24 protein-coding genes and 2 pseudogenes are annotated in these 23836 nt (G+C 37.6%); 19 read left to right on the top strand and 7 right to left on the bottom strand.

Annotated features, from left to right (window positions below):
- Positions 1 to 13: 13 nt before the first annotated feature.
- The gene (locus tag KI363_RS08370) at positions 14 to 931 is read right to left on the bottom strand and encodes a proline dehydrogenase family protein (protein WP_212966088.1); all 918 of its coding nucleotides are present in this window, start codon (positions 929 to 931) and stop codon (positions 14 to 16) included.
- A gap of 188 nt (positions 932 to 1119) precedes the next feature.
- Here KI363_RS08370 and KI363_RS08365 point away from each other — a divergent pair, with 188 nt between their 5' ends.
- Complete coding sequence (locus KI363_RS08365) at positions 1120 to 1890, top strand: alpha/beta fold hydrolase (protein WP_246516811.1); 771 nt, start codon at positions 1120 to 1122, stop codon at positions 1888 to 1890.
- A gap of 494 nt (positions 1891 to 2384) precedes the next feature.
- On the opposite strand, the gene KI363_RS08360 is transcribed toward KI363_RS08365, so the two are convergent.
- Entirely contained in the window at positions 2385 to 2576 is a 192-nt protein-coding gene (locus KI363_RS08360; protein WP_212966086.1) for a YbxH family protein, read from the bottom strand.
- A gap of 249 nt (positions 2577 to 2825) precedes the next feature.
- Positions 2826 to 3185: a DoxX family protein gene (locus tag KI363_RS08355; protein ID WP_158323385.1), complete on the bottom strand. Its 360-nt coding sequence runs from the start codon at positions 3183 to 3185 to the stop codon at positions 2826 to 2828.
- Between the two features lie 226 nt (positions 3186 to 3411).
- Here KI363_RS08355 and KI363_RS08350 point away from each other — a divergent pair, with 226 nt between their 5' ends.
- From KI363_RS08350 to KI363_RS08305, 10 genes are all read left to right on the top strand, one after another.
- Complete coding sequence (locus KI363_RS08350; RefSeq protein WP_191967531.1) at positions 3412 to 4200, top strand: gluconate 2-dehydrogenase subunit 3 family protein; 789 nt, start codon at positions 3412 to 3414, stop codon at positions 4198 to 4200.
- Between the two features lie 15 nt (positions 4201 to 4215).
- A complete protein-coding gene (locus KI363_RS08345; protein WP_158323387.1) occupies positions 4216 to 5931 on the top strand; it encodes a GMC family oxidoreductase in 1716 nt (571 codons plus the stop codon).
- Positions 5932 to 5945: 14 nt separating this feature from the next.
- Entirely contained in the window at positions 5946 to 6173 is a 228-nt protein-coding gene (tatA, locus tag KI363_RS08340) for a twin-arginine translocase TatA/TatE family subunit (RefSeq protein WP_158323388.1), read from the top strand.
- Positions 6174 to 6184: 11 nt separating this feature from the next.
- Positions 6185 to 6916: a twin-arginine translocase subunit TatC gene (tatC, locus tag KI363_RS08335; protein WP_158323389.1), complete on the top strand. Its 732-nt coding sequence runs from the start codon at positions 6185 to 6187 to the stop codon at positions 6914 to 6916.
- A 478-nt stretch (positions 6917 to 7394) separates the two neighbouring features.
- Entirely contained in the window at positions 7395 to 8378 is a 984-nt protein-coding gene (gene tapA / locus KI363_RS08330) for an amyloid fiber anchoring/assembly protein TapA (RefSeq protein ID WP_158323390.1), read from the top strand.
- A complete protein-coding gene (gene sipW, locus KI363_RS08325) occupies positions 8375 to 8950 on the top strand; it encodes a signal peptidase I SipW (RefSeq protein ID WP_212966085.1) in 576 nt (191 codons plus the stop codon). The genes tapA and sipW overlap by 4 nt, the downstream gene beginning before the upstream one ends.
- Positions 8951 to 9031: 81 nt before the next feature.
- A complete protein-coding gene (locus KI363_RS08320; protein ID WP_212966084.1) occupies positions 9032 to 9622 on the top strand; it encodes a TasA family protein in 591 nt (196 codons plus the stop codon).
- 63 nt (positions 9623 to 9685) lie between these two features.
- A complete protein-coding gene (locus tag KI363_RS08315) occupies positions 9686 to 10351 on the top strand; it encodes an LPxTATN C-terminal sorting signal domain (RefSeq protein WP_212966083.1) in 666 nt (221 codons plus the stop codon).
- Between the two features lie 647 nt (positions 10352 to 10998).
- Entirely contained in the window at positions 10999 to 12801 is a 1803-nt protein-coding gene (glmS, locus tag KI363_RS08310; RefSeq protein ID WP_212966082.1) for a glutamine--fructose-6-phosphate transaminase (isomerizing), read from the top strand.
- 700 nt (positions 12802 to 13501) lie between these two features.
- Complete coding sequence (locus KI363_RS08305) at positions 13502 to 14335, top strand: hypothetical protein (protein ID WP_212966081.1); 834 nt, start codon at positions 13502 to 13504, stop codon at positions 14333 to 14335.
- 66 nt (positions 14336 to 14401) lie between these two features.
- On the opposite strand, the gene KI363_RS08300 is transcribed toward KI363_RS08305, so the two are convergent.
- Positions 14402 to 14974, bottom strand: coding sequence for a TetR/AcrR family transcriptional regulator (locus KI363_RS08300; RefSeq protein WP_212966080.1), 573 nt, complete (start codon positions 14972 to 14974; stop codon positions 14402 to 14404).
- Between the two features lie 194 nt (positions 14975 to 15168).
- On the opposite strand from KI363_RS08300, the gene KI363_RS08295 reads away from it, so the two are divergent.
- The 6 genes and pseudogenes from KI363_RS08295 to KI363_RS21990 form a co-directional block, all read left to right on the top strand.
- Positions 15169 to 15804, top strand: coding sequence for an FMN-dependent NADH-azoreductase (locus tag KI363_RS08295; protein ID WP_212966079.1), 636 nt, complete (start codon positions 15169 to 15171; stop codon positions 15802 to 15804).
- A 38-nt stretch (positions 15805 to 15842) separates the two neighbouring features.
- Entirely contained in the window at positions 15843 to 16715 is an 873-nt protein-coding gene (locus tag KI363_RS08290; RefSeq protein ID WP_212966078.1) for a pirin family protein, read from the top strand.
- A 381-nt stretch (positions 16716 to 17096) separates the two neighbouring features.
- A pseudogene (locus KI363_RS08285) lies at positions 17097 to 17312 on the top strand (HAD family hydrolase); the annotation flags it as partial.
- 52 nt (positions 17313 to 17364) lie between these two features.
- The gene (locus tag KI363_RS08280) at positions 17365 to 18000 is read left to right on the top strand and encodes an HD domain-containing protein (RefSeq protein WP_212966077.1); all 636 of its coding nucleotides are present in this window, start codon (positions 17365 to 17367) and stop codon (positions 17998 to 18000) included.
- A 41-nt stretch (positions 18001 to 18041) separates the two neighbouring features.
- Positions 18042 to 18707, top strand: coding sequence for an HAD family hydrolase (locus KI363_RS08275; RefSeq protein WP_212966104.1), 666 nt, complete (start codon positions 18042 to 18044; stop codon positions 18705 to 18707).
- Positions 18708 to 18727: 20 nt separating this feature from the next.
- A pseudogene (locus KI363_RS21990) lies at positions 18728 to 18858 on the top strand (DMT family transporter); the annotation flags it as partial.
- A gap of 74 nt (positions 18859 to 18932) precedes the next feature.
- On the opposite strand, the gene KI363_RS08270 reads toward KI363_RS21990, so the two are convergent.
- Positions 18933 to 19502 carry a Uma2 family endonuclease gene (locus KI363_RS08270; protein WP_212966076.1) on the bottom strand — a complete coding sequence of 190 codons (570 nt, stop codon included), beginning with the start codon at positions 19500 to 19502 and terminating at the stop codon, positions 18933 to 18935.
- 281 nt (positions 19503 to 19783) lie between these two features.
- Between KI363_RS08270 and KI363_RS08265 the strand changes: the two genes are divergently transcribed.
- Positions 19784 to 20287 (top strand): DinB family protein, encoded by a 504-nt coding sequence (locus KI363_RS08265; protein ID WP_158324377.1) that lies wholly within the window; start codon positions 19784 to 19786, stop codon positions 20285 to 20287.
- Between the two features lie 225 nt (positions 20288 to 20512).
- Here KI363_RS08265 and KI363_RS08260 read toward each other — a convergent pair whose 3' ends face one another.
- Positions 20513 to 21523, bottom strand: coding sequence for a DUF3231 family protein (locus KI363_RS08260; protein WP_191967611.1), 1011 nt, complete (start codon positions 21521 to 21523; stop codon positions 20513 to 20515).
- Positions 21524 to 21820: 297 nt separating this feature from the next.
- Positions 21821 to 22786, bottom strand: coding sequence for a bile acid:sodium symporter family protein (locus tag KI363_RS08255; protein ID WP_158324375.1), 966 nt, complete (start codon positions 22784 to 22786; stop codon positions 21821 to 21823).
- A 298-nt stretch (positions 22787 to 23084) separates the two neighbouring features.
- On the opposite strand from KI363_RS08255, the gene KI363_RS08250 reads away from it, so the two are divergent.
- Positions 23085 to 23426 (top strand): avidin-fold protein, encoded by a 342-nt coding sequence (locus KI363_RS08250; protein ID WP_191967548.1) that lies wholly within the window; start codon positions 23085 to 23087, stop codon positions 23424 to 23426.
- Positions 23427 to 23836: the final 410 nt, after the last annotated feature.

Below are 23836 nucleotides of genomic sequence, written 5' to 3'. Positions count from 1 at the left end.
CAATCCATCCCTTTTATTTTTTTGTTAAGCCCTTAAAGGCGAAAGCAATATTAGCCGGCCTTTCCGCTAATCTCCGCATAAAATATCCATACCAGTCGCGTCCGTACGGGACATAAACTCTCATTTTATATCCTTGTTTCACAAGCTCCAATTGCGTTTTGCTCCGCATTCCATATAACATTTGGAATTCAAATTGATCGTTTGGGATCTTTAATTTTGCAGCAAGCTCCTTCGTGAATTGAATGATGTTGTCATCATGAGAAGCGATCGCTATATATAACCCGTATTGAAAGCTTTGTTCAATTAATTTTTTATAATGGGCGTCGACATCTTTTTTATCGGGATAGGCGACATCGGCAGGTTCCTTATAGGCCCCTTTGACTAGGCGTAAAAAAGGCTGGTAGGAACTTAAGGTTTGTAAGTCTTGTTCTGTCCGATATAAATAAGCCTGCAATACAGTGCTCACACAGTTGTATTTTTCTTTAAATTGTTTAAATAAATCAATCGTTGCTTGGCAACGGGGAGAATCCTCCATGTCAATCGTGACTATAATTCCATATTCTTCGGCAGTATCCAAAATTCGCGTCATATTGTGAATGACAAGTTCATGATCAATGTCAAGGCCTAAGGAAGTCATTTTGACAGACATATGGGAGTCAAGCTTTTCTTGGTGGATCATTTTTATCGTCTGTATGCATTCTTCCGCTCTTTCATTGGCCACTTCTTCAGAATCGACAAATTCCCCCAAGTAATCGACCGTTGTAGCTAAGCCTTGATGATTTAGTGCGCGTATGATGGGAATGGAACTTGCAAAATCTGTGCCACTAATAATTTTCCCCGCAGCAAAATTCCCACCTCTTTTTTGGGCAAGAGTATTCAATAATTTATTTTTGGATAAAAACATGAAAAAGTTTTTAGTTACCGCTTCCATATGTTTTCACCCCCTCTATAAGTCATCGTAAGTTTATTGTACAAAATTCCCATTTTTTTGACATCGTTGCTCAGAAACAATAATTTAGCGCTTTCATTGTGGATGGCAGACAACGGCAAAGGACCTGACTGTCTAGTGGGGGCCTGAAGATGGTATATTTATAGAAGAAAGAAATGGGGGATGGGAATATGTTTGTAAAAGAGGCGGGGAAGCGAACTGGACCATTGCTCGTTTTTTTGCACGGCGGCGGTGTGAGTGGATGGATGTGGAATCAACAATTAGAATATTTTAACCATTACCATATACTTATACCTGATTTACCGGGGCATGGACAAAGCAGAGAAGAGAATGTTTTTTCGATTCGGGATACCGCAGAAGAATTGATTAAATGGATAAAACCGGAAAATTCCGACAAAAAGGTGGTTGTCGTTGGTTTTTCACTAGGGGCGCAAATTGTGGTGGAAATGTTGCATCAAGAGCCTGATCTGGTTGATTATGCTATGGTTAACAGTGCATTAGTCAGACCAAATCCAATCCTGCATAGCCTCATTAGTCCAATGATTAAATCGACTTCTTTCTTAATTAAAAATCGGACCTTTGCAAGACTTCAGTCCAAAGAGCTTTACATAAATGAGGGGAATTTTGAGACTTACTTTCAAGAGAGCAAGAAAATGAGAACGGAAACGTTGATTCAGGTGTTACAAGAAAATATGACTTATACGCTTCCTGGGAATTTCTCACAAGCAAAGGCGGAGATTTTGGTGACTGTTGGAGAAAAAGAAAAGGGAATCATGCGAAAATCCGCCGAGGATCTTGTGCAGGCTCATCCTGCTAGTAATGGGATTATTTTCCCACAAGTAGGGCACGGCATCCCCCTTGCGAATCCCGATTTATTTAATCGAACATTGGATGCCTGGGTGAATAAGCAGCCACTCCCGGAAGAATTAAGGCTATTATGACATGAACTGCATCTCAGAAAGGCTACAGTGATGAGCGTTGGCCGTCCCCGAATTAGAGAAAATATCAAAAAAGGGGTACGGCGACCGTCGTGGCCGTCCCCGAATCGGAGGAAAAGTCAAAAAAGGGGTACGGCGAACGTCATGGCCGTCCCCGAATCGGAGGAAAAGTCAAAAAAGGGGTACGGCGAACGTCATGGCCGTCCCCGAATCGGAGGAAAAGTCAAAAAAGGGGTACGGCGACCGTCGTGGCCGTCCCCGAATTGGAGGAAAAGCCAAAAAAGGGGTACGGCGACCGTCGTGGCCGTCCCCGAATTAGAGAAAACATCAAAAAAGGGGTACAGCGACCGTCGTGGCCGTCCCCGAATTGGAGAAAAAGTCAAAAAAGGGGTACGGCGACCGTCGTGGTCGTCCCCGAATCAGAGAAAACATCAAAAAAGGGGAATGGCGACCGTGTTGGCTTTACCCATTTCTAAATCATGGCAGCTGTTATAAGTTTAAATACCCTTTTCATCGCAATATTCCGCTACAATCTCTTCAATTTGATCAAGTTCCGGATATTTCCTGGAAAAAGTAAATTTGATTTCTTCCACAAATTCTCCATCTTTATAAACATGAACGGCACCATTTTGGGCAATTACACTGTGTTCAGGTTCAAAAACATATCCATCTCGTTCAATTGCTCCCATAAAATACACTCCTTTAAAGCCATCTATCGATTATTATCTCCCATTTTGTTTTATTGAAACGACATTGTTTTGGATTAAAAATATTGCTGATTCCGTCCTTTGCCAAGTGGCGCATTTTTCTGGCCTTCCCCTCCTTTAAAGTGCATGTATTTCCGTCGGATTACCAATGCTTCTTCATTTGCACAGAGAGATGGTTGCTTAATTAAAAATGGGGAACCTTTATAAGATACGGACCACTACTACAAAAAATCATGAAGCTTCTGATTTATACAAAACGATCAGTAAAACCAACATCGTGATATCTAGCCGTGCTTCAAAGAGGAATGCCATAAAGTCTGTTGAAAGAAGAGGAATTTTCGTAATGGCAAGCGCAGCGATCATGACCGCTATTAACGGAATAGTAGCAAGCTTTGTTGCCATGTTGAATAAGAGACAAGCACCTGCAATGATTTCAATAATCGCAACAACATAGAGCATGATTTCGGGAAAAGGTAAACCTAGTTGAACAAAATAGCTTCCGAGTTCAGAGCTTGTTATTTTCATCAAACCTGAAATGATAAAAACATAGGCCACTACATAACGAAGGGATTTAAAAGGAAAACGGATCATTTTGGCTCCCCCTTTACATATTTCTTTCGTGTATCTCCATTATATGCAGCTGTTTGGACAAACAGGACTCAGGATCCAACGTGAAAATGGATCTGTATGGAAATCCCCATTTATGAACTCGAATTTAGATGAAATAGGCTTTATTGTAAAAATCTCCCCTTTTCATGCGTAATTTCCCTGATATTGTAAATAATACTATTTAACATTCACTGAAAGGAGTATGAGAATGAGCGATCAACAAGATAAAAAGGGCATGACAAGAAGAGAGTTTATTCGGAAAGGAGGATATGTCGCAGGAGGTGTTGTGGGTGGTGGAGTTTTAGGTGGTCTCATTACCCAACAAACTCTGAAAACCAATCAAAAAGGACAAACCTCACCACAGCAAGATTCAGGTAAAGGTCCAGAAGTCAGTTATCAGCGAGCCATGATGTTTTTTTCCAATCCCGAGGAATTTACCGTTCTTTCCCAAGCAGCAGAGCGAATTTTTCCAGCCGATGATCTTGGACCAGGAGCGATTGATCTGGATGTTCCTTATTATATTGACCATCAGTTAGCAGGGACATGGGGAAATAATGCACGTGATTATATGATGGGGCCTTTTTATCCTGGGCTAGAAACGCAGGGATTCCAATCCCATTTACGAAGAAATGAAATTTTTAGCCAAGGGATTTCAAAAATCCAATCCCATAGTCAAGAAAAATACAAGAAAAAATTCACAGAATTAAGTGAAGAAGAACAAGACAAGGTTTTAATTGATTTTGAAAAAGGCAAGGTCAAAATGGACGGAGTGACCTCAGATGATTTCTTTACCTTATTACGAATGGTTGTTCTAGAAGGTGTATATGCGGATCCTCTTTATGGTGGGAACCGGGATATGGCAGCTTGGAAAATGAAAGGCTTCCCGGGTAACCAAATGAGTTATCTAGATAAAATCGAAGCGACTGATTTTTTAGAAATAGAGCCAGTTAGTTTAACAGCACATATGCCGGCGCAAAAGAAAAAGTCTAATGGCTAAGAAAGGATGATGGATATGGCAAAAACTTTACCAAAAACAGATGTCGTAACCGTTGGAGTTGGTTGGACGGGAGGAATTATCGCAGCGGAATGTGCAAAAGAGGGCCTCAAGGTAGTTGGACTAGAAAGAGGTGGCGATAAGCGGAATTCAGAAGATTTTTCCATGGTGCATGACGAATTACGTTATGCTATTCGCTACGACCTTATGCAAGATGTGTCAAAGGAAACCATCACTTTCCGAAATAAAGGAAATCAACGAGCGTTACCTATGCGCCAGTTAGGCTCGTTTCTCCTGGGCGAAGGCGTTGGGGGATCGGGTATTCACTGGAATGGGCATACTTTTCGTTTTCTGCCTTATGATTTTGAAATCAAAAGTAAGACAATCGAAAAATATGGTAAAAACAAAATAAAAAAAGATTATCTCATTCAAGATTGGGGGATCACATACGACGAATTAGAACCCTATTTTGATAAATTTGAAAAAACTTGCGGTATCTCCGGCGAACCCAATCCTTTAGGTGGGAAGCGAAGTGCAGATTATCCGACTCCACCCATGAAAAAAACAGTTATAACGAAAAAATTTAGAGATGCTGCAGAAAAACTGAAGCTCCATCCTTATTCTTTGCCTTCTGCCAATTTGTCAACAGACTATACAAATCCAGATGGCGAAAAATTAAACGCTTGTCAATATTGTGCTTTTTGTGAACGATTTGGCTGTGAATATGGGGCAAAATCAAGTCCAAATGTGACCGTTATTCCAACCGCGAAAAAAACGGGTAATTTCGAATTAAGGACACATGCCAATGTAGTGGAAATTATTCATAAAAACGGGAAAGCAACTGGCGTTAGATATATTGATACGCTAAAAGGGGAAGAATATATTCAGCCAGCAGATGTTGTCGTTCTGACTAGTTATGTAATGAATAATTCCAAACTTTTACTCGTTTCTAAACTTGGCCAACCGTACAATCCAGATACAGGAAAAGGGGTTATTGGAAGAAATTACTGTTACCAAATATTGCCAGGGTCAACTGGTTTTTATGAGAAAGAACGCTTTAATTCTTATATGGGGGCAGGAGCCCTTGGTGAAGTGGTGGATGATTTTAATGGAGATAATTTTGATCATAGTGATCTTGATTTTATTCATGGTGGTGCCCTTGTCGTCAGTCAAGCAGGCTATCGACCAATTGGGAATAACCCAGTCCCATCAGGAACTCCATTATGGGGAAAAGAATTCAAACAAAAATCAATTAAGTATTACACAAGAACAATTTCGGCGGGCTATCAAGGAGCATCGATGCCTTATCGTTATAACTACCTAGACCTTGACCCGAATTATAAAGATGCCTATGGCGTGCCTTTGTTAAGAATGACCTATAATTACACTGAACAAGATCGGAATCTCTATAATTATCTTAATAAGCAAAGCCATAAAGTGATGAAGGAAATGGGTGCAGATATTGTTGAGGACTCTGGAGAATTAATGGACTATAATATCGTTCCTTATCAAACCACACATAATGTTGGCGGCGTCATAATGGGGGATGATCCATCGATTTCCGCTGTGAATAATTATTCGCAAATGTGGGACGCTGATAATGTATTTGTTGTAGGAGCTTCTTCATTTCCTCACAACAGTGGATACAACCCAACTGGAACCCTCGGTGCTTTAGCATATCGAGCCTCAGAAGGGATCATTCAATACAGTAAAAAAGGTGGTCAGTTAGCCTAGGAAGGAGTGCAGCTATGTTTTTTCAACAGATAGGTATCCCGGGATTAATTATCATCCTCATCATTACCTTAATTGTATTTGGACCGAAGAAGTTGCCTGAAATTGGCGCAGCCTTTGGCAAAACTTTATCAGAATTTAAAAAGTCAGCGAATGAAATTATGAGCTCAGAAGGAACAGAAAAACAAGAGAATCATCCTTCAACAGAAGTCTTGCAGTCGGCATCTAAGCCGACGAAAGAATAGGGGTTTCTAAAATGGATGAAGAAAGAGCTTTAACAGAGCACTTAGGTGAGCTTCGCAAGGTGATCATTTATTCGCTTCTCTTTTTTGGCGTTTGTTTTGTGATTTTTCTTATCTTTACACAAAAAATGATCCCGATCATTACCAGAGACCAAAAACTGACGATGTTGGGGCCATTAGATGTGATTCGTTTTTATACAGGGATAGCGGGCAGCCTTAGTTTAGGGGTGTCTGCTCCTTTTATTGGCTTGTTGCTTTGGAAATTTATTCGGCCGGCTTTAACTGATTTGGAGAGTAAAAAGGCATTAAGATATATACCTGCCATGCTTTTCAGTTTTTTGAGTGGACTTCTATTTGGCTTTTATGTTGTGTTTCCTTTTTCCTATCAATTTTTGTTGAATCTGGGGACAACCAATTTTCAAATGATGATCACAACCCAAAGTTATTTTTCCTTTTTGATGATGACCACGATTCCGATGGGTTTTTTATTTGAAGTCCCCTTCGTGCTAATGTTTTTAACAGCCGTTGAAATTTTAACACCGGAACAACTAGCAAAATCGCGAAAATACGCTTATATTGTGTTAGCGATCGTATCCGCAATCATTACACCGCCTGATTTCGTATCCCAATTGATCGTATTAATTCCGCTGTTTATCCTGTATGAACTGGGGATTGGCTTATCGAAAGTAGTCTTTCAAAAACAGCAAAAAGAAGCGATGCAAGCGGATCGATTGCCACAAATTTAAAAGTTTATCTAAGGAAGAATCTCTCGTACTTGTACGGGGGATTTTTTCTTGTTGTTAAGGAAACTATAAAATTCTAGCTTGTAGATAATTTCTAATAATGGGTATTGACGTTTGGCTCCAGCGCCCAGCGACTAGCAAACTTTCGGTGCCTTCCTACGATAAGTCAACATCAGCCGCCTTTCAGGCTCACTGTGTTTCCTTTATCTCGTCAGGCCCCTAAAAAGTTTGTACGTCGCTAAACGGGCGCTTGCGCCTTTGTTCTGAGGAATAAAAACATTCGAAGAAAAAAGAGTCAGTGAGCGTTATAACGCACGAAAGGATCAATTTGCTAGTTTTCGTTCTTAAAAAAGAACAAAAGTAAGAATGGACGAGAAAATGAAAGAAAAAGAAAGTTTGTTGTTCTTTATAAAGAAAAAACGGCTGTTTTTAAGGGTTTTCAACTAAGATTATTTCTTATATTCTTTATTAAGAACAAAAGATGCAATATAAAGAACTTTCCCTGGTTGAAGGAGGGATTCCAATTAGGCAAACGCGGTTAAGGAAATACGGCTCTAAAAAAAGAGTATTATCGCTTTCCATTAAAATACTAGCTGTTTGGTATTTGGTGTTGTGGATTTCATCCTCCTTTAATGGAGAAACGAATGCTTATTTTTCAAACCAAACGGGATTAACAGGGGCGATACAGGCAGGCACTTGGGAGACAAAAGAAGATTCGGGATGTCCAGAAGAGGAGCACGGGGAGTGGGATTGCAGTTCTTTAGTGTTTGTGGATGCAACTATGACCAATAAAGTAATAACGGCCACTGTTAAGAATGAAGGCTCTGATATGAAAAAAGAGGGAAAATATGCTGTTTACTACATAGAAAAGGGGAATCCGCAGGAAGGAGAAACCTTAACCGAGAGCTTAACAATTAAACCCCTAAAAGAGGGAGAAGAAGTCACCCTAACATTTACTCCTGAGAAAAACGGAAAATACCTGTTTATAGTCTACCAGCATGAAGATTACCCTGGGGAAAAGGAAATTTGGAGTAAGGAAATAATAGTGGATGTAATTGAAGAACGTGTAAAAGAAGTGACGGAACAGGAAGAAAGCTATGAGACTATGAATGTCGACACGAATGATAAAGCCATTGGCAAGGAAACAGAAGAAAAGTCGGAAGAAGAACTTAACCATGAAAACAAACAGCAAGTATCAGCTGAAGATGTAACAGGCAAAGAAGCAAAACAAGACCCGGTTCCAAAGAAACCAGATCCAGAGAAACCGGATAATCAAGAAGAGATGTCTGAACAACCAAAATCAACAGATAAAAAAGAGCAACAGATCGAAAACAACGCCACAAGACAAGAAGCCGATGTAGAGAAAGCACGTGCTGTAGAAGTTCCACAAGATACACCTATAAAGGAAGAAAAGATGTCTGTTACACCGGAAATAACAAAAGATGAGCAGGTGAATCAAGAATGAGAAAAACATTAAAAGTCTTTAGCAATATCGTAACGGTTGTATTGTTTATCAATCTCATCCTTATCGTATGTTTGGTGATCTCCTCCAAAGCATCTGGGGGAGAACCACAAATATTTGGTTATCAAGTGAAAACTGTTTTATCAGGTTCAATGGAACCGACTTTTATGACAGGCTCCGTGATTGCGGTGAAACCACTTAATCAAGAGGAAAGCAAATCACTTGCAAAAGATGACATCATCACCTTCCAAACAGCGGATGGCATGCTCATTACTCACAGAGTTATGGACGTTGTGAAGAGTGGAGACCAAGTGATGTATGAAACCAAAGGGGATAACAACAATGCTCCTGATCTGGATTTAGTTCTATCTGATAATGTTCGAGGACAATATGCCAATTTTACAGTGCCATATATTGGTTATTTCTTCAACTTCTCGCAATCGAAAGCAGGTAGCGCTATCCTGATGGTTGTTCCAGGACTATTACTCCTAGGCTATGCAGGCTACACGATCTACACAACATTACGGGAAATCGATTCCAAAGTCAAAAAAGCCGACAATGAAAAACCAGCTTAATCAAGGTTGAACTCTTTGCACACGCAAAGATCAATATAAAAAAACTATACATACCCACAGGGTAAGGGGAGGAATTTACAAATGAGTATCAAAAAGAATTTAGGGTTAGGATTAGCATCAGCAGCACTAGGACTGGCTTTAGTTGGTGGGGGAACATTTGCGTATTTTAGTGATACGGAAGTAACTGAAAATACATTTGCGGCGGGGACTTTGGACCTTGCGGTAAATCCTACAACTATTATTGATGTAAATAATTTGAAGCCTGGGGATTGGATGCCACGGACATTTAATTTGGAGAATAATGGATCATTAGACATTTCCCAAGTTTTATTAACTACGGATTATACTATCTCTGGTACCGATGAGGACTTTGGTAAACACATTAAGGTCAACTTTTTAAGAAATGAAGATAAAAGTGGAGTCCTTTTACCAACTAACGTCATTGTAAGTAAAACATTATATGAATTAAAGAGTATGAGTCCAGATGCAGTAAAAAATTTAAGTCATTCTATTTTTGCTGAGAAAAGTGGTTTGAAAGCTGGGACAAAAGATAAATTAGCTGTGCAATTTGAATTCGTTGATAATGGGGAAGACCAAAATAATCTGCAAGGTGCAAGTGTTGAGTTAAAGTGGACATTCGATGCAAAGCAAACAAAGGGAGAAAGAAGATAATTTAACTAAAAAGGCGGGAAGCGGTTCCCGTCTTTTATTAAATCAAGAATGTGAGGGTAGGCCGTGAGGGTGAAGAGTTTACTGGCAAATCCAATGAAGGCTTTTATCATCCTTTTATTATTTTTTCTGTTTGGCGAGGCTAGTCATGCGGCAGCTAAGGAAAATCCGATTAATATTGAAACAACGCCTAATGGATTTCTGTTTCATGCGGATAACTTAAAACCAGGTGATTGGATTCCGCGTAATATTATGATTTCCAATGACGGAGGCCAGGATCTTAGGTATATTGCTAAGATGGGCAAATCGAAATCAACAAAAGGGCTCTTGGAAGAGTTGGAGCTACTTGTACAAAAAGAGGAGAACACCCTTTTCAAGGGGAAATTAAAAGATTTTACAGGTTTTGAACCAAGGGAATTAGCGAATGGGAAATCCGAAACCTTGTTTTTTGAAGTGACGATGCCTAGTCACTTGGGAAATGAGTTTCAAGGTTCTAAGGCGGAGGCGGAAATTATTTTTCTTGCAGAGGGAGACAAAATCGCTACATCTGAAACTGGTGGCAACAATGGTGGCATAACAAATTTAGGAGAGAGTACGATACAACCGAAAATTGTTGCGCAATTACCAAATACAGCGACCAATTATTACAATTTCTTGTTCATCGGTATGGGCCTTCTGTGCGGGGGAATCTTAACTTTATATATTTTACGGAAATTTCGCTATGGATCGTGATAGCGAAATTTTTCGTTTGGGTAAGCTAAAGAAGATCTTTTCCTCTTGATAGCTCGATGGATAAAGGTACTAATTTGATACACGATCGGCGCTAGAAAAAAGGAAAGAAAATAAAGAAACAAACTAAATAGGAAGTTAAATTTATAATCGAAATAACCTATAGTCTTACTGTGTTTTATTTTATCCATCATTTTAAAGCTGATGAGAAGATCAAAGGGAATTTGGGCAAAGGGGAATAGAATTTATTAATCCATTATCACACAATAATTTAGGTTAAATGCAAGCTAAAAATAAACTGCCAATGTTTTATCGATTTTACACACATCTTGACCAAACCAAAAATAATATAGTATGATAGTTTTTGTTTTCAACGTACTCAAGGATAGAAAGGAGCTTAGAGGATTTTTAAATAAAGCGCCAGAACTAATCATGATCGAAATCTAAAGGATTAGTTGACGAGGTGGAGGTTATCGAATTTTCGGCGGATGCCTCCCGGCTGAGACACACAGTCGAATCGTCTTTCTCAAAACACCGAGGTGACTCAGGTGGACAAAGGAAAGATGATGTGCACATAAGACAAACATCAGAGAAAAGGGGGTAAGTATGCCCCCAAGCTGCTTACCTCCTTTTATCGGGAGGAATAATAAATGTGCGGAATTACAGGTTATATTGGACACGAAGATGCTAAAGAAATTTTATTAAAAGGTTTGGAAAAACTTGAATATCGTGGTTACGATTCTGCGGGAATCGCCGTGATGAACGAGACTGGTGTTCAAGTTTTTAAAGAAAAGGGACGAATCGCGAAGTTACGTGAAGTAGTGGATGAAAAAGTCAAAGCCCAAGTGGGAATCGGACATACACGGTGGGCGACACATGGGGTACCAAGCCATGAAAATGCTCATCCTCATCAAAGTACTTCTGGACGATTTACTTTAGTCCATAATGGAGTTATCGAAAATTACACAGAGCTGCAACAGAAATACTTACAAGAAATGATTTTTAAAAGTGATACCGATACAGAAGTAATTGTTCAGCTCGTTGCGATGTTTTCAGAGGAAGGGCTTGAGACAATTGAAGCTTTTCGGAAAACCTTAACTTTATTAAAAGGTTCTTATGCGATTGCCATGCTTGATCAAGAAACACCGGATACCATTTTTGTAGCGAAAAACAAAAGCCCGCTCTTATTAGGTGTCGGGGAAGGCTTCCATGTTGTAGCGAGTGACGCGATGGCGATGCTTCATGTCACCGATTCTTTTATTGAATTAATGGATCAAGAGATTGTCATGGTGAAAAAAAATCAGCGACTTATTCAAACACTTGATGGGACAACAGTGACACGACAGCCTTATCAAGCAGCATTCGATGCAAGTGATATTGAAAAAGGAACCTATCCACACTATATGTTAAAAGAAATCGATGAACAGCCAGCTGTTATGAGAAAAATCATGCAATCGTATCGAAATGAACGCGGTGATTTGGTTATAGATGATGATATTATCGAGGCCCTTCGGAAAGCGGACCGACTATATATCATTGCTTCGGGCACAAGTTATCACGCTGGATTAGTAGGAAAACAACTAATAGAGAAAATGGCGAAGATCCCCGTGGAAGTGCATATTGGTAGTGAATTTGCCTACAATCCACCCCTTCTTTCTGAAAAACCGTTATTCATCTTTATCTCGCAAAGTGGAGAAACAGCCGACAGTCGTGCGGTACTTGTAAAAATGAAAGAGTGGGGTTATCCTTCTTTGACGATCGCGAATGTACCAGGTTCCACATTGTCTCGTGAAGCAGACTATACGTTGCTGCTACATGCGGGACCAGAAATTGCCGTCGCTTCGACAAAAGCATATACAGCTCAGCTTACTGTCTTATCGATAATCTCTTACGTGCTGGCACAAGCGAAACAGATTCATCTTGAGTTCGATTTGATACAGGAACTGGGAATTGTCGCTACAGCGATGGAGACCTTATGTGACGCAAAAGACGAATTCGAAAAAATCACCACGGAATTTTTAGCGACCACAAGAAATTGCTTTTTCATTGGCCGCGGTTTGGATTATTTCGTTTGTCTTGAAGGAGCTTTAAAATTGAAGGAAATCTCCTATATTCAGGCAGAAGGCTTTGCCGGTGGAGAACTTAAACATGGAACCATTGCCTTGATCGAGGAAGGGACACCTGTCATCGCCCTTAACACACAGAAAAACGTCAGCGGTAATATCCGTGGCAATGCAAAAGAAGTAGCTTCTCGTGGCGCCAATGTTTGTTTAATCGCAATGGAGGGACTTCACAACTCCGAGGATCGCTACGTATTGCCAGAAGTACATGAATGGCTAACTCCATTTATATCCGTAATCCCGCTTCAACTGATTGCTTATTATGCCTCTCTTCATAGAGGCTGTGACATCGACAAACCGCGGAATTTGGCGAAGAGCGTGACGGTGGAATAGAAATGTAGTGCTGTTTCATCATAATTGTCTTCAAATAAAAATTCGATTCCTTAGATATAATTAAGGGTTCTTAGATAAAAATAACGTTCCAATTCCGAAGGTTTTCCGGTACTATTCCCGGCAGACCTTCGGTTTTTTTATTTCCAAAATCGGAAAAAATCCTATCCCAATTCGATATCAGTCCAATCTTCATTTCAACCAGTTTCCAATCCATATCCCTTCGTTTGCCCTCTCCAATCCTTGTCCAATAAGGGTTCAGGCTTTATCCAATTCCTTTTCAGTTGTTTTCCACACATAATAGAATCGAGTGTTTCCAGGCGTTTTTTCTGGCTTTTTCGTTTGTCTTTCAGGCGAAAGGTAGATCAGGCACTCATTCGGAATCCTCTCTACTCTGTCTACTACGGAACGTAATTTTTTTATCAAAATCAGTGAAAAATCGTTACAAACCCGAGTGGAAATACGGAAAAAACGGGAACGGAATTATTTTATGGAGGAATTCTGAGTGAACGGGTGAATAGGGCGTGAGGCCTTGTAGGAGAAAGGATTGAGGGGAGTGAGAAGGGGAAGGGGCGTTGGAACGTAATTTAGATGGGGACATAGTAGACGGGTACGGGATATGTATAAAGGTTTAAAAGGGAATTTAGTATAATAAATAGAGAAATGGTATAGGAAGATAAGATAATTTAGGATGTGAATAAGAATGCTTACTCTTGAAGAATACATTTCAAAAAGAAAAAAGAAAGATCGAATTAATGAATTTGATTTTGAGTCGAAAGCTCAAAACATGCAAACGTGTATGAACTATATATTTGAATATTTCAATCAATACCTCGATGAATCAAAAATGGATGAAAAAACAGTATTAAACGAAGAACGACTTGAAAAGTATAAAAATTCCCTTCGGCATTATGAATCTGATATCCAGGAATGGTTAGTTGGAATTTATGATGATTATGACAAGCAATTGAATCGTTCCATTGTTAGTTACCTTAAAAAAGATGATTTATTTAATCTATACAACACTGATCAAGAGTTTCGCAGTGCTTCATATGATTGTTATGCACAACTCATAAAGAAAAATCACTTTCTGAAAGAGCAGACGGAAATGCTTTTCCTTTTCATCAAAGACCATCATCGAATTCAAAGTAATCCAAGAATGGATTTCGAAAATATCTATATATTAGAAGAAGTAGAAGAGTGGATTAAAAAAACGTGGGACAAATATCAAGTAAATTTGCTGACTTTTGCTTCAAACTATGTGTCTCGCTTTTTTGAAAATGAGGAAACTTGGGATGTTAAGCATAGAATCAGAAGCAAGGATAGTTGGCGAAAATATGAGTACGACTATAAACAAAAAAGTAATTTATTCAATATTAATTCGTTACATAGAAAAATTTCCAGCAAACCATTTATCAGAGGTAAAAAACAATTTCTTGAAGTCTTATTAATGTATTGTTGGCTTCATGAAATTGATGGCGATGAAGATTACTGGCAGGAATATATAAATAAGGTCTTTCCTTCAATTCCTTTCTAACAGAAAGTTGATTAAAAGCAAAAAGCGTTATTCCACTTGGAGTAACGCCTTTTTACCGAAAAGACTCTACACTATTTCATTCTTTAATAATTGCCTAATAGACAAACTTGCATCTTCTAAATACTCTTCTGGTGATTTATTACTGTTCTCTTTCCAATCAATTGAAGCTCCGTAAACCATCCAACTTAACATGGTAGAGTTCATTCTTAGCTTTTCAATACTTTCATCCTGATATTTTTTTAATAGTGATTGAAAAATAATCTGTTCAAGCTCCTTTTTTAATATGGCTTCGATATTCACGCTCATATCATGATAACTTCTTTGACAACGGGTTGATAAGCTCATATGGAATGTAGTAATAGATAAGAACAAACTCTTTAGCATTTCCTCGCTGAACTCTTCATTATTCGACAATTCCTTAAGTACATTCTCCAGTAAATCTTCTTTTATCACTTTTTCAAGCAAATCATATTTATCGAGAAAGTGACGATAAAAGGTTGCCCGGTTAATCATGGCTCCTGTTGTAATATCACTAATCGTGATACTATTGAAATCCTTTTTTTCCAAGAGTTCTATAAAGGAATCAATAATAAACTTCCTTGTTCGAATTGAACGCAAATCCGTGTTTTCCTCCGTCATTAAAATACCTCCATTCCAGAATGATAAGACATTTTTCGTGATTTGTGGCTTATGCAACAAAGTGAAGATTTTGTTGCTTGAGGGGTGAACAGATCATATCTATAATTTGATTATACAACAAGTGTTGCGTATGCAATAGTTGTATAATCAATTCCCTTTTATTGTGGGAACAGGAATTTAGGAGGATTTTATAAATGAATTTATTAGTAGTTAAAGCAAATAATCGCCCAGAGGGTGTATCTAGTAAAATGTATGAAACCTTTATGGAGTCTATAAAAGATGCAAAAAATCTTAATGTGACTGTCTATGATGTTTTTGAAGAAGATATGCCTTACTTCGGGCAAGAATTATTTGATGCTTTCGGCAAATTACAAAGAGGCGAAGGACTATCAGAATTAGAACAACGTCTTCTAGCTGCGAAACAAAAAGCGAAAGATGTATTTGCTGCAGCTGATGTAGTCGTATTTGTTTTCCCATTGTGGAATTTGACTGTCCCTGCAAAACTTCACACATTTATCGACTATATTGATGAAGCGGGTTACACATTCAAATACGGTCCAGATGGTTCACCAGTCTACTTAATGCCAGAGAAAAGGATTATTCTAATGAATGCAAGAGGTGGGTATTATTCTTCACCGGAAATGCAGAAGATGGAACATGCAGTGAATTATATGAGAAGTATATTTGCTGGAATGTTTGGTATGCAAGTTACTGATGAGGTTGTTATTGAGGGACATAATGCAAGTCCTGATAAAGCAGATGAAATCATTGGAAATGGAATGCGTAAAGTAACTGAAACAGTAGAGAAATTGGTTTATCAATATGTTTAATCACACGGTGCAATAGATTCAAACAAGGAGGACTTGAAATGTCTAATGAATCAACATTTCATAGAGATATAAAAGATTTTTGGTATCCAACATATAATAAAAATGGTTATCCACATGTCCAACAAGGAGTTATTCTTAATCCTGAGAGGAATCAAGAATTTTCTCCCTTTATTCTTATGGCCGAAGACTGGTATAAGCGTGGAGTCTTCGCCGATCATCCTCACCGAGGCTTTCAAACTGTAACCTATGTTGTTGATGGAAGGCTTGAACATATAGATAATGCGGGTGGCTATAGCCTTTTAAATGCTGGTGATGTTCAATATATGAATGCTGGATGGGCAGCTAGACATGCGGAAGAGGCTTATGATGATGACTTGATTCATACATTACAGGTATGGCTAAACCTTCCAAAAAGTTTGAAGCGTACAGAAACAGCTTATCAAAACATCTATGTTGAAGATGCTCCTGTAGTGAACTTTGAAGGTGGTTCCATTCGAGTTTATTCAGGTGATATTGCAGGGGTAAAAGGACCAATGAATAGTTTGGTACCTATTACAATGGCGGAAATTAGTCTTCGTGAAGGAACTGAGTTTACACATATTTTACCTGAGAATCATAATTCATTCTTGTACATGTTGGCAGGAGAGATGGAATTCGGAGAAAGTAAGACAAAGATAGGTAAAACAGGAGCAGCTACAATATCCTTTAATGAAGAAGGCTCCGAGTCTAACCAAAGTGAATTAAAAATAAAAGCAAAAACTCGTTCTAAAGTGTTGATATATTCAGGTGTTCCAATTCGGGAAGAAATTGCATTTGGTGGACCATTTGTAATGAATACGGCAGAAGAAATAAGGGAGGCATTTCGAGATCTTCAACGAGGAGTATTCGGACCACCTGCTGTAAAAAGGTAGGTGAAATTTTCATAGGAAAAGAAATGACAATGTTAACAACTATTATTCAAATAATATTAGCTTAAATGATTTTGATAGCAGCGTTGCCAAAAATTCAATCGTTATTCAATCTAAATCAATATAAATTCGGGGCAGATCCAATAGTGATCCAGCCCTTTTTTCTGGTATTCACAAGAAATAATAATTTCAAAGATTATTTCTTTAACAAATCCAATACTTTCTTAATAGTGGATTCCTTCTTGAGATTTTTTGAGGTGAATATATAAATATGGTGTGAGGGCATTTCAAATTCACTTTCTAGGTAATACAGTTTTTTATCATGAATAAATGGTTCGGCTATCATAGAAGGTAGTAAAGTAAAATAATCTTGTTCTTCTATCACACCCCGCCCCCTTATTAGCTTGTTTAGAAGGCTTAGGAGCTACTCAACGTGATGCCATTTACATTGGGGATTCAATCTATGATATGCAATGTGCAAAGAGTGCTGGGGTGAAATTTGCTCTTGCTTTATGGGGATCTAAGACGGTAGAACGGTTTGAATCAGCAGACTATATATTAAAAGAGCCGAAAGATATTTTAACTTTAGTAAGAAATTAAACTATAAGTGTAGATTATCATTAAGTACTAATTAGAAAGGGGTAAACTTTCCATGAAATATATATTGGACAGAGGTTATGCAAAAGAGCTTATAGAATGGGCATATGCACAAAATCCGGGACCCTGGTATCAACATTCGGTCAATGTTGCAAAAGCAACTGAAAACATCATGATTGAATTAAATAAAAATGGATATGAAGTTGATGTTGATTTAAGTTATAATGCTGCCCTCTTGCACGATATAGGTAGGTACAAAGGGTTTACTAAATCTGTTATTCATTCATATGATGGCTACATTTACTTTGAGGAATTGGGTTTCCTTGGTAACGCAAATGTTTGTGTTACGCATTCATTTCCGAACAAGAATAAACATATAGAAATAGCAGCTGATTGGAGCCTTGTCCCCGAATATATGAAATTGAAATTGGTTGAAATCCTAAATAAGAACGGGACATACGATATTTACAATAAAGTAATCACTTTATGTGATGCTCTTGCTGATTCCGAAGGCTTCACTACACTTGAAAGAAGATTGGTATCAGTTGGATTACGCCATGGGACAAATGCACACACTTCTCTTCATTGGAAAGGTTTTTATACAAACGAGTTAGAGGGATTACTTGATAAGAGCATATACAAACTACTTCCCGGAGTAGAAGATTCAATTTATACTAAAGTAGATTATTAAAGGTTTAAGGCGTTTTAAAAATTATTGATAAAGGGTGTGTAATTATCAAAGCGATTATTTTTGACTTTGATGGTACTCTTGCTGACACTTTGCCAATTTGTTTTTATGCGTTTCAAGCTGTATTTAAGGAATTTGATAACATCGAGGTTACTTCAGATGAGATAAAGGCGATGTTCGGTCCATCCGAGACTGGTATCATCAGAGAAAACCTTATAGATTCAAACCATGATCAAGCAATCGAATTGTATTATGAAAAATATAGTGAAAAGCACAGAGAACTCGTTTTGGATAATGAGAAAATTAACGACTTACTTCTGCAATTAAAAAGAGAAGGTTATAAATTAGGAATTGTAACGGGGAAAGCAAGGAGAAGTCTGCTTATTTCTTTAGAATGCCTGAATATGAATGACTTATTTGATGTAATCATTACTGGTGATGATGTAGATACACCTAAGCCTCATCCAGAGGGAATAAATAAAGCATTGGAACATCTTAACATAAAAAATTCCGAAGCTGTTTTTCTTGGAGATAGTGAAGCTGACATTCTGGCGGGTTTTCAAGCCAAAGTACATACAATCGGGGTCCAATGGTTGCCAAATTACCAGACATTAGAGTTTAGTGTTCAACCAGACCAAATGTTTAGTAGCGTAGACGAATTCATACAACACTTACAAACTATAGGCATGAACAACTGTGAAAGCAAATAAAATTATGAACAACATCTTTAATGGGATCTTCTTTCGCAATCGGAAAGATTGGACTTGAGTACGCTAACCGATCATGTTGGTTGCACTGCGATTCCTCCTGGCGGGGGTCTTAATGGCAATTTTCGTAAAATGTTTAAGGATCCCTCATCCAAAAAAGGGACAATGAGATAAATATTAAACAAAACAACAGCGACATATTTGCTGTTGTTTGTCAACTTTTGTTATTTAATCGAAAAACAAATTTTTAGTATCGATTTTAAAGCCTTCAAATAATTTAGAAGTCGCTTTCTCATTCTCGTTGACTAAATTAAATTGTACTTCTTCATTTTCATCAAGTGTATAAATCATTATGCGTTTTTCCATTGGATCAACAATCCAATATTCCTTAACTCCATATTCCATATAAAGATTTAGCTTTCTTACTAAGTCGTGAGATTTATTTGATGGACTTAATATTTCAATGATAAAACTTGGTGCTCCGACATATTCGTTTTCAGTGAAATTTTCAGGATTACATGTCACAAATAAGTCGGGGACAACCTTTTTATTTTTATTATTATCATTCTCGTTTAGTTCAAAAATGACATCCGTTGGTGCAGAAAACACTTCACAACCGCTATTTTTTAATACATTATGAAGTTCTCCGTGAAGAAAAGACGATATCCTTTGATGTTTTATGCTTGGAGACGGGGACATGTAAATAATTCCATCAATATATTCCAAAATTTTATCCGTTTGTTGTTGTTTCTCTACGAATTCTTCATAGGTGTTGAAATTTTTATCTGTTAAATTCAATTCAATCACCATCCTTATTTAAATTATAAGCGAATTCTTATTAAAAATAAAATTATACACCTATTAATTTTATTTGGGGGAATTACCAATCAGGACAGGTATAGGGGGTGCGATGGGGAATCCATCAGACGAGGCAAAGGCGATCGCTGATGAGGTCACTTTGAGTAGTAATAATGAGGATGATCTGAAACATATTTTGCTAAAGTATTTTGGGTAATCATGTAAATTGGTGTATAGTAAGGTAAAAACTTTCCTTTATATCTTAGCGACGGGAAGATGCTATGGAAAAGATAGAATATGAATGGATAAAACAAACACGTCAAATTTTATTAGATCAGTGCAGAGAATTGAATGAAGATGAATTTACTAAAGAGTTTGAATTTGGTTCTCAGAGCATTAGAGATTCTTTAGTTCATGTGGCAGGTTGCTATCATGCATGGTTAGGTTCTTTTGTGCTGTCGGAAACATCATCTCCATTATTAACGAAGGAAGTAATTAATAATATGAAGGTGGATGATATTCAACGCTATTTTAAACAAGCTGATGAATATGTAGAGAGTGTGTTTGAACAATTCAAAAACAAATTTGATGAGTTTATCGAAAAAGTGCCTTCTTGGAAAGCAGATAGTGGGTTTATGAGAAAAACACCCCATCAATTACTAATCCATTCAATTACTCATGAATCGCATCATAAAGGACAAATTGTAACAATGCTACGTCTACTTGGCCATATACCTAAAAATACAGACGTATTGGGGTTGCCTGAAAAGGAATTCGCTAAATAAAAATAAGAAATTTTCCGTAATAGGGCGGGCGATTGTGGCATAAAGATTAGATTTTTAAACGATTTTATTGTTACAGCCATTAGCTCCTCCCACACAACAACTCAACCTAAGCATTCGCTTTGAATGATTGTTGTGGGTTTTGTTCTTCTTTTAGTTCATTATTTTCATCCATGTACGTGTTGCTCAAAAGGCTCTTCAGTTGGATACATCTGGCCCACAGGGGTCCTATTTTGCTAGATTTTTTCTATCAGCCGCAATTGGGGGTTGTTCCATCCAAGCATTATTAATCAAAATGTTTGCCCCCTGATTGGCATACTTTCCTATTTCTGCCATTAATCGGGCATATTGAACACCTAAATCATGTCTTGGACTGATAGACATGGAGGATCCATATTGACCCATACCAGAAGCAATAAGTGTTGTAACGAGAAACATCATTAATTTATCCGAAAACGGTGCATTTGTTGAATTGGTTACTTCTGATGTCAAAATCCGGGACCCATCATTGATAAATTCCTTGTTTAAGATGGATGAGAAAATTTCAAGATGTTTTGTGGCAATATCCCGCCCTTTTTCAAAATACTTTCTAACCTCTTTTGACTGTGCAACTTGAGCGAATCCAGCAACAAGTGCCTGGCCAAGTGCATTCCGCCTTGTGTTTAATACAAGTGCTGTAATTTCAACACCCAATAAAGGTCTTTTTTCTCCAAAGAAGCCTGTTAAAAAGCTATCATCGGTAACAAAGTCGATGTGCTTCGGCTTTGGAATTTGAGGATAACGGATGTATAGACCTTTTGCCTTGACTGTATCCTTTGTTATTTTGTACATTCTCTGTGTTTCGTCTACAGCTTCTAAATAAAACTGAATGATATCATCCCGTTCAACTTGAGATGAGGCTAATCCGTAAATCGCCATGCTAAAGTTAGCTACATTTAACATCAAATCAAGATATATGCGATCAGAAAAAAGCCTTGGTGCTTCCAAATTAACATCCTGTTCTGTAAAACCTTGAGGAATTGGATAGTTTTCAGCATTAAATATATCCGTTATTTTCGTTTGATGTTCCTCTGATATTGCTAAAAATTGTTCTAGTATGGAACGGATTTGTCCATCCGTAACATGTGTTAAAAAATGGCGCAATCCACAAATCATCATAGTGTCATTTTGATAGGATGTCCAAAGGGCTGAAACCTCTGCCGCTGTTAATTCGTCTTGATAGGTGTCATTCGTTTCCAATATTAAAATCTCCATTTCCATTACAGTTTGAATATATTATTTAGCTTTCATCATAAAATATTCATCGCAAATGGCTGAACTGATGGAAAAGAGATTAAAAAGTCAATAAAGTTGCACCGTTTGAAAAAGGATAAAATAGAAAAAACCCGTTTTGATCAGTCTTTTTCCAAAACGGGTTCTTTCTATTTGCTGCAACATATGGGTCCAAATGATGCTTGTTCAAACAAAGCAAGGCTCTCTGCTTCAAAAATAAAGAAAATGCAATCTTTCCCCTCATATTTCTTCCCTTTTTTCCCGTTATGTAGCTTTAGTCATATTATCATCGCTTTTTTCTTTTTTATCTTTCATACGTCTAAAGATCGTTGCCAGAATGGGACCTGAAATATTATGCCATACACTGAAGATTGCGCTTGGTACTGCTGCTAAAGGTGAAAAATGATCAGCTGCAAGGGCAACACCTAATCCAGAATTTTGCATACCAACTTCGATTGCGATTGCTTTTTTCTTTGGTAAATTCAGTTTAAATAATTTTCCAAATAGGTAACCTAAGAAATAACCAAGTGTGTTGTGCAAAATAACAACTGCAAAAATGAGCAAACCTGTTTCGGCGATTTTTGCTTGGCTTCCGGAAACAACTGCTGATACAATTGCTACGATGGCAATGACCGAAACCAACGGTAACACTTTCGCGCTTGCTTGTGCTTGTTTTTTAAATATTTTTTGGACGATTATCCCTAAGATAATTGGAATTAAGACAACTTGCACAATCGAAATGAATAAAGAGCTTGGGGTTATATCAACCCATTCACTGGCGAATAATAAAATAAGTACCGGTGTAACAAAGGGGGCTAGTATAGTTGTTATAGATGTAATCGTTACGGAAAGCGCAACATCCCCCTTAGATAAAAATGTCATGACATTCGACGAGGTTCCTCCTGGACAACATCCAACTAATATAACTCCGACTGCAACTTCCGGTGGTAAATGAAATCCTTTCGCCAAAAGATAAGCTAGAGTAGGCATAATAACAAATTGACCAATTACTCCAATGGCAACATCTTTTGGCCTCGTTAATACCCCTTTAAAATCATCTACAGTAATAGTTAAACCCATCCCAAACATAACAATACCTAATAAAATAGTAATATATTCGCCAATCCAAGAAAATGTATTTGGTGACAAAAAAGCGAATGCTGCAAAAATTAACACCCAAACAGCGAATGTGCTACTAACAAACTGACTGAAACGTTCTAAAGTTTTCATCTTTTCCCTCTTTTAAAATTAATTTATTCCGTTGAATTATATATTATAAACTGAAAGTGAACAATAGTGTGTTGATCCATACATTTTTTTGGTTTACTGTCGTGTTTGCTATAATTGAACGTATGGATGGGGTAAATGACAGTTGCTGGATGAGAAGTTTTCAATGTGTATAAGAGGGCAAATATTAAAGTAGATATAAAAGGAGTAAATGGTTAATCATTTTAAGCTTGACAAGCTGGGTTGTATAATTCAACAAACGGGAAGTATTTGAGAATCCAAAGTTACAGGGGTGTTATATGTGATAAATTATGATGGGCGCAAATTTGTATCAATCGAAAATACGGCTAATGGAGAAGTTTCTTCAAAAACCTTTTTTAAATATAAACAAGAAGGAAATATCCTTTCAGCAACCTATAGTGGAGGAGAAATTGTAAAAGGAACACTGATAGGAATAGTGAAGGAAAATGGTTGCTTACAGTTTAGATATAACCATGTAAACGTTAAAAACGAAATAAGAGGTGGCCAATGTTATTCTACACCTGAAATTCTATCTGACGGTAGAATTAGACTGCTAGAAAGCTGGAAGTGGTCTGATAGTGACAAAAGTGAAGGTGAATCCATTGTGGAAGAAGTAATATAAGTAAGTGGGTGGATTATTCAGCTAAAGGACATGTTTTTGGGTGCGAATTGTTCCGACTCAAATGAAATGTGGTCACACAATTTCGGTAAAGTTCAGGCAGTTTGGCGATAAGGCGGAAATAGCAGAAATTATTGCACTTGGTAAGCGTGAAGATAATGAAGAGCGATTAAAGGCTTAAAAAAGGATAAAAATAACCCATTTGGGTGAACTTAGAAACTCGTCTAATGATAAGTTTTTTATAAAGAAAAGGGATGGAAATTACCGAAATTGCCCTTTAATATACTGGGTTTAGAACGAGTATTTGTCAAATTCTTCCAAGTGACTGTTTCACAAAGTCGTGCCATGAGTTATGCTAAAAGTAACTCTTGGCACGTTTTTCTATGCAGTTTTTTTGGAAGTACAGATGGCAA

This window comes from Lederbergia ruris (assembly GCF_018332955.1).
Classification (GTDB): Bacteria; Bacillota; Bacilli; order Bacillales; family Bacillaceae_C; genus Lederbergia; species Lederbergia ruris.
The sequence above is the reverse complement of the archived record's forward strand: the minus strand, read 5'-3'. Positions and strand labels throughout refer to the sequence as shown.

Excerpts from the sequence above, each read along its gene's own strand:
- KI363_RS08365 (WP_246516811.1), top strand. The coding sequence starts at position 1,120 with ATGTTTGTAAAAGAGGCGGGGAAGCGAACTGGACCATTGCTCGTTTTT.
- KI363_RS08300 (WP_212966080.1), bottom strand. The coding sequence starts at position 14,974 with ATGACGGAGGAAAACACGGATTTGCGTTCAATTCGAACAAGGAAGTTT.
- KI363_RS08290 (WP_212966078.1), top strand. The coding sequence starts at position 15,843 with ATGTCTAATGAATCAACATTTCATAGAGATATAAAAGATTTTTGGTAT.
- KI363_RS08305 (WP_212966081.1), top strand. The coding sequence starts at position 13,502 with ATGCTTACTCTTGAAGAATACATTTCAAAAAGAAAAAAGAAAGATCGA.
- tatC (WP_158323389.1), top strand. The coding sequence starts at position 6,185 with ATGGATGAAGAAAGAGCTTTAACAGAGCACTTAGGTGAGCTTCGCAAG.
- KI363_RS08265 (WP_158324377.1), top strand. The coding sequence starts at position 19,784 with ATGGAAAAGATAGAATATGAATGGATAAAACAAACACGTCAAATTTTA.
- tapA (WP_158323390.1), top strand. The coding sequence starts at position 7,395 with ATGCAATATAAAGAACTTTCCCTGGTTGAAGGAGGGATTCCAATTAGG.
- KI363_RS08355 (WP_158323385.1), bottom strand. The coding sequence starts at position 3,185 with ATGATCCGTTTTCCTTTTAAATCCCTTCGTTATGTAGTGGCCTATGTT.
- tatA (WP_158323388.1), top strand. The coding sequence starts at position 5,946 with ATGTTTTTTCAACAGATAGGTATCCCGGGATTAATTATCATCCTCATC.
- KI363_RS08320 (WP_212966084.1), top strand. The coding sequence starts at position 9,032 with ATGAGTATCAAAAAGAATTTAGGGTTAGGATTAGCATCAGCAGCACTA.
- KI363_RS08360 (WP_212966086.1), bottom strand. The coding sequence starts at position 2,576 with ATGGGAGCAATTGAACGAGATGGATATGTTTTTGAACCTGAACACAGT.
- sipW (WP_212966085.1), top strand. The coding sequence starts at position 8,375 with ATGAGAAAAACATTAAAAGTCTTTAGCAATATCGTAACGGTTGTATTG.
- KI363_RS08350 (WP_191967531.1), top strand. The coding sequence starts at position 3,412 with ATGAGCGATCAACAAGATAAAAAGGGCATGACAAGAAGAGAGTTTATT.
- glmS (WP_212966082.1), top strand. The coding sequence starts at position 10,999 with ATGTGCGGAATTACAGGTTATATTGGACACGAAGATGCTAAAGAAATT.
- KI363_RS08280 (WP_212966077.1), top strand. The coding sequence starts at position 17,365 with ATGAAATATATATTGGACAGAGGTTATGCAAAAGAGCTTATAGAATGG.
- KI363_RS08345 (WP_158323387.1), top strand. The coding sequence starts at position 4,216 with ATGGCAAAAACTTTACCAAAAACAGATGTCGTAACCGTTGGAGTTGGT.
- KI363_RS08295 (WP_212966079.1), top strand. The coding sequence starts at position 15,169 with ATGAATTTATTAGTAGTTAAAGCAAATAATCGCCCAGAGGGTGTATCT.
- KI363_RS08370 (WP_212966088.1), bottom strand. The coding sequence starts at position 931 with ATGGAAGCGGTAACTAAAAACTTTTTCATGTTTTTATCCAAAAATAAA.
- KI363_RS08255 (WP_158324375.1), bottom strand. The coding sequence starts at position 22,786 with ATGAAAACTTTAGAACGTTTCAGTCAGTTTGTTAGTAGCACATTCGCT.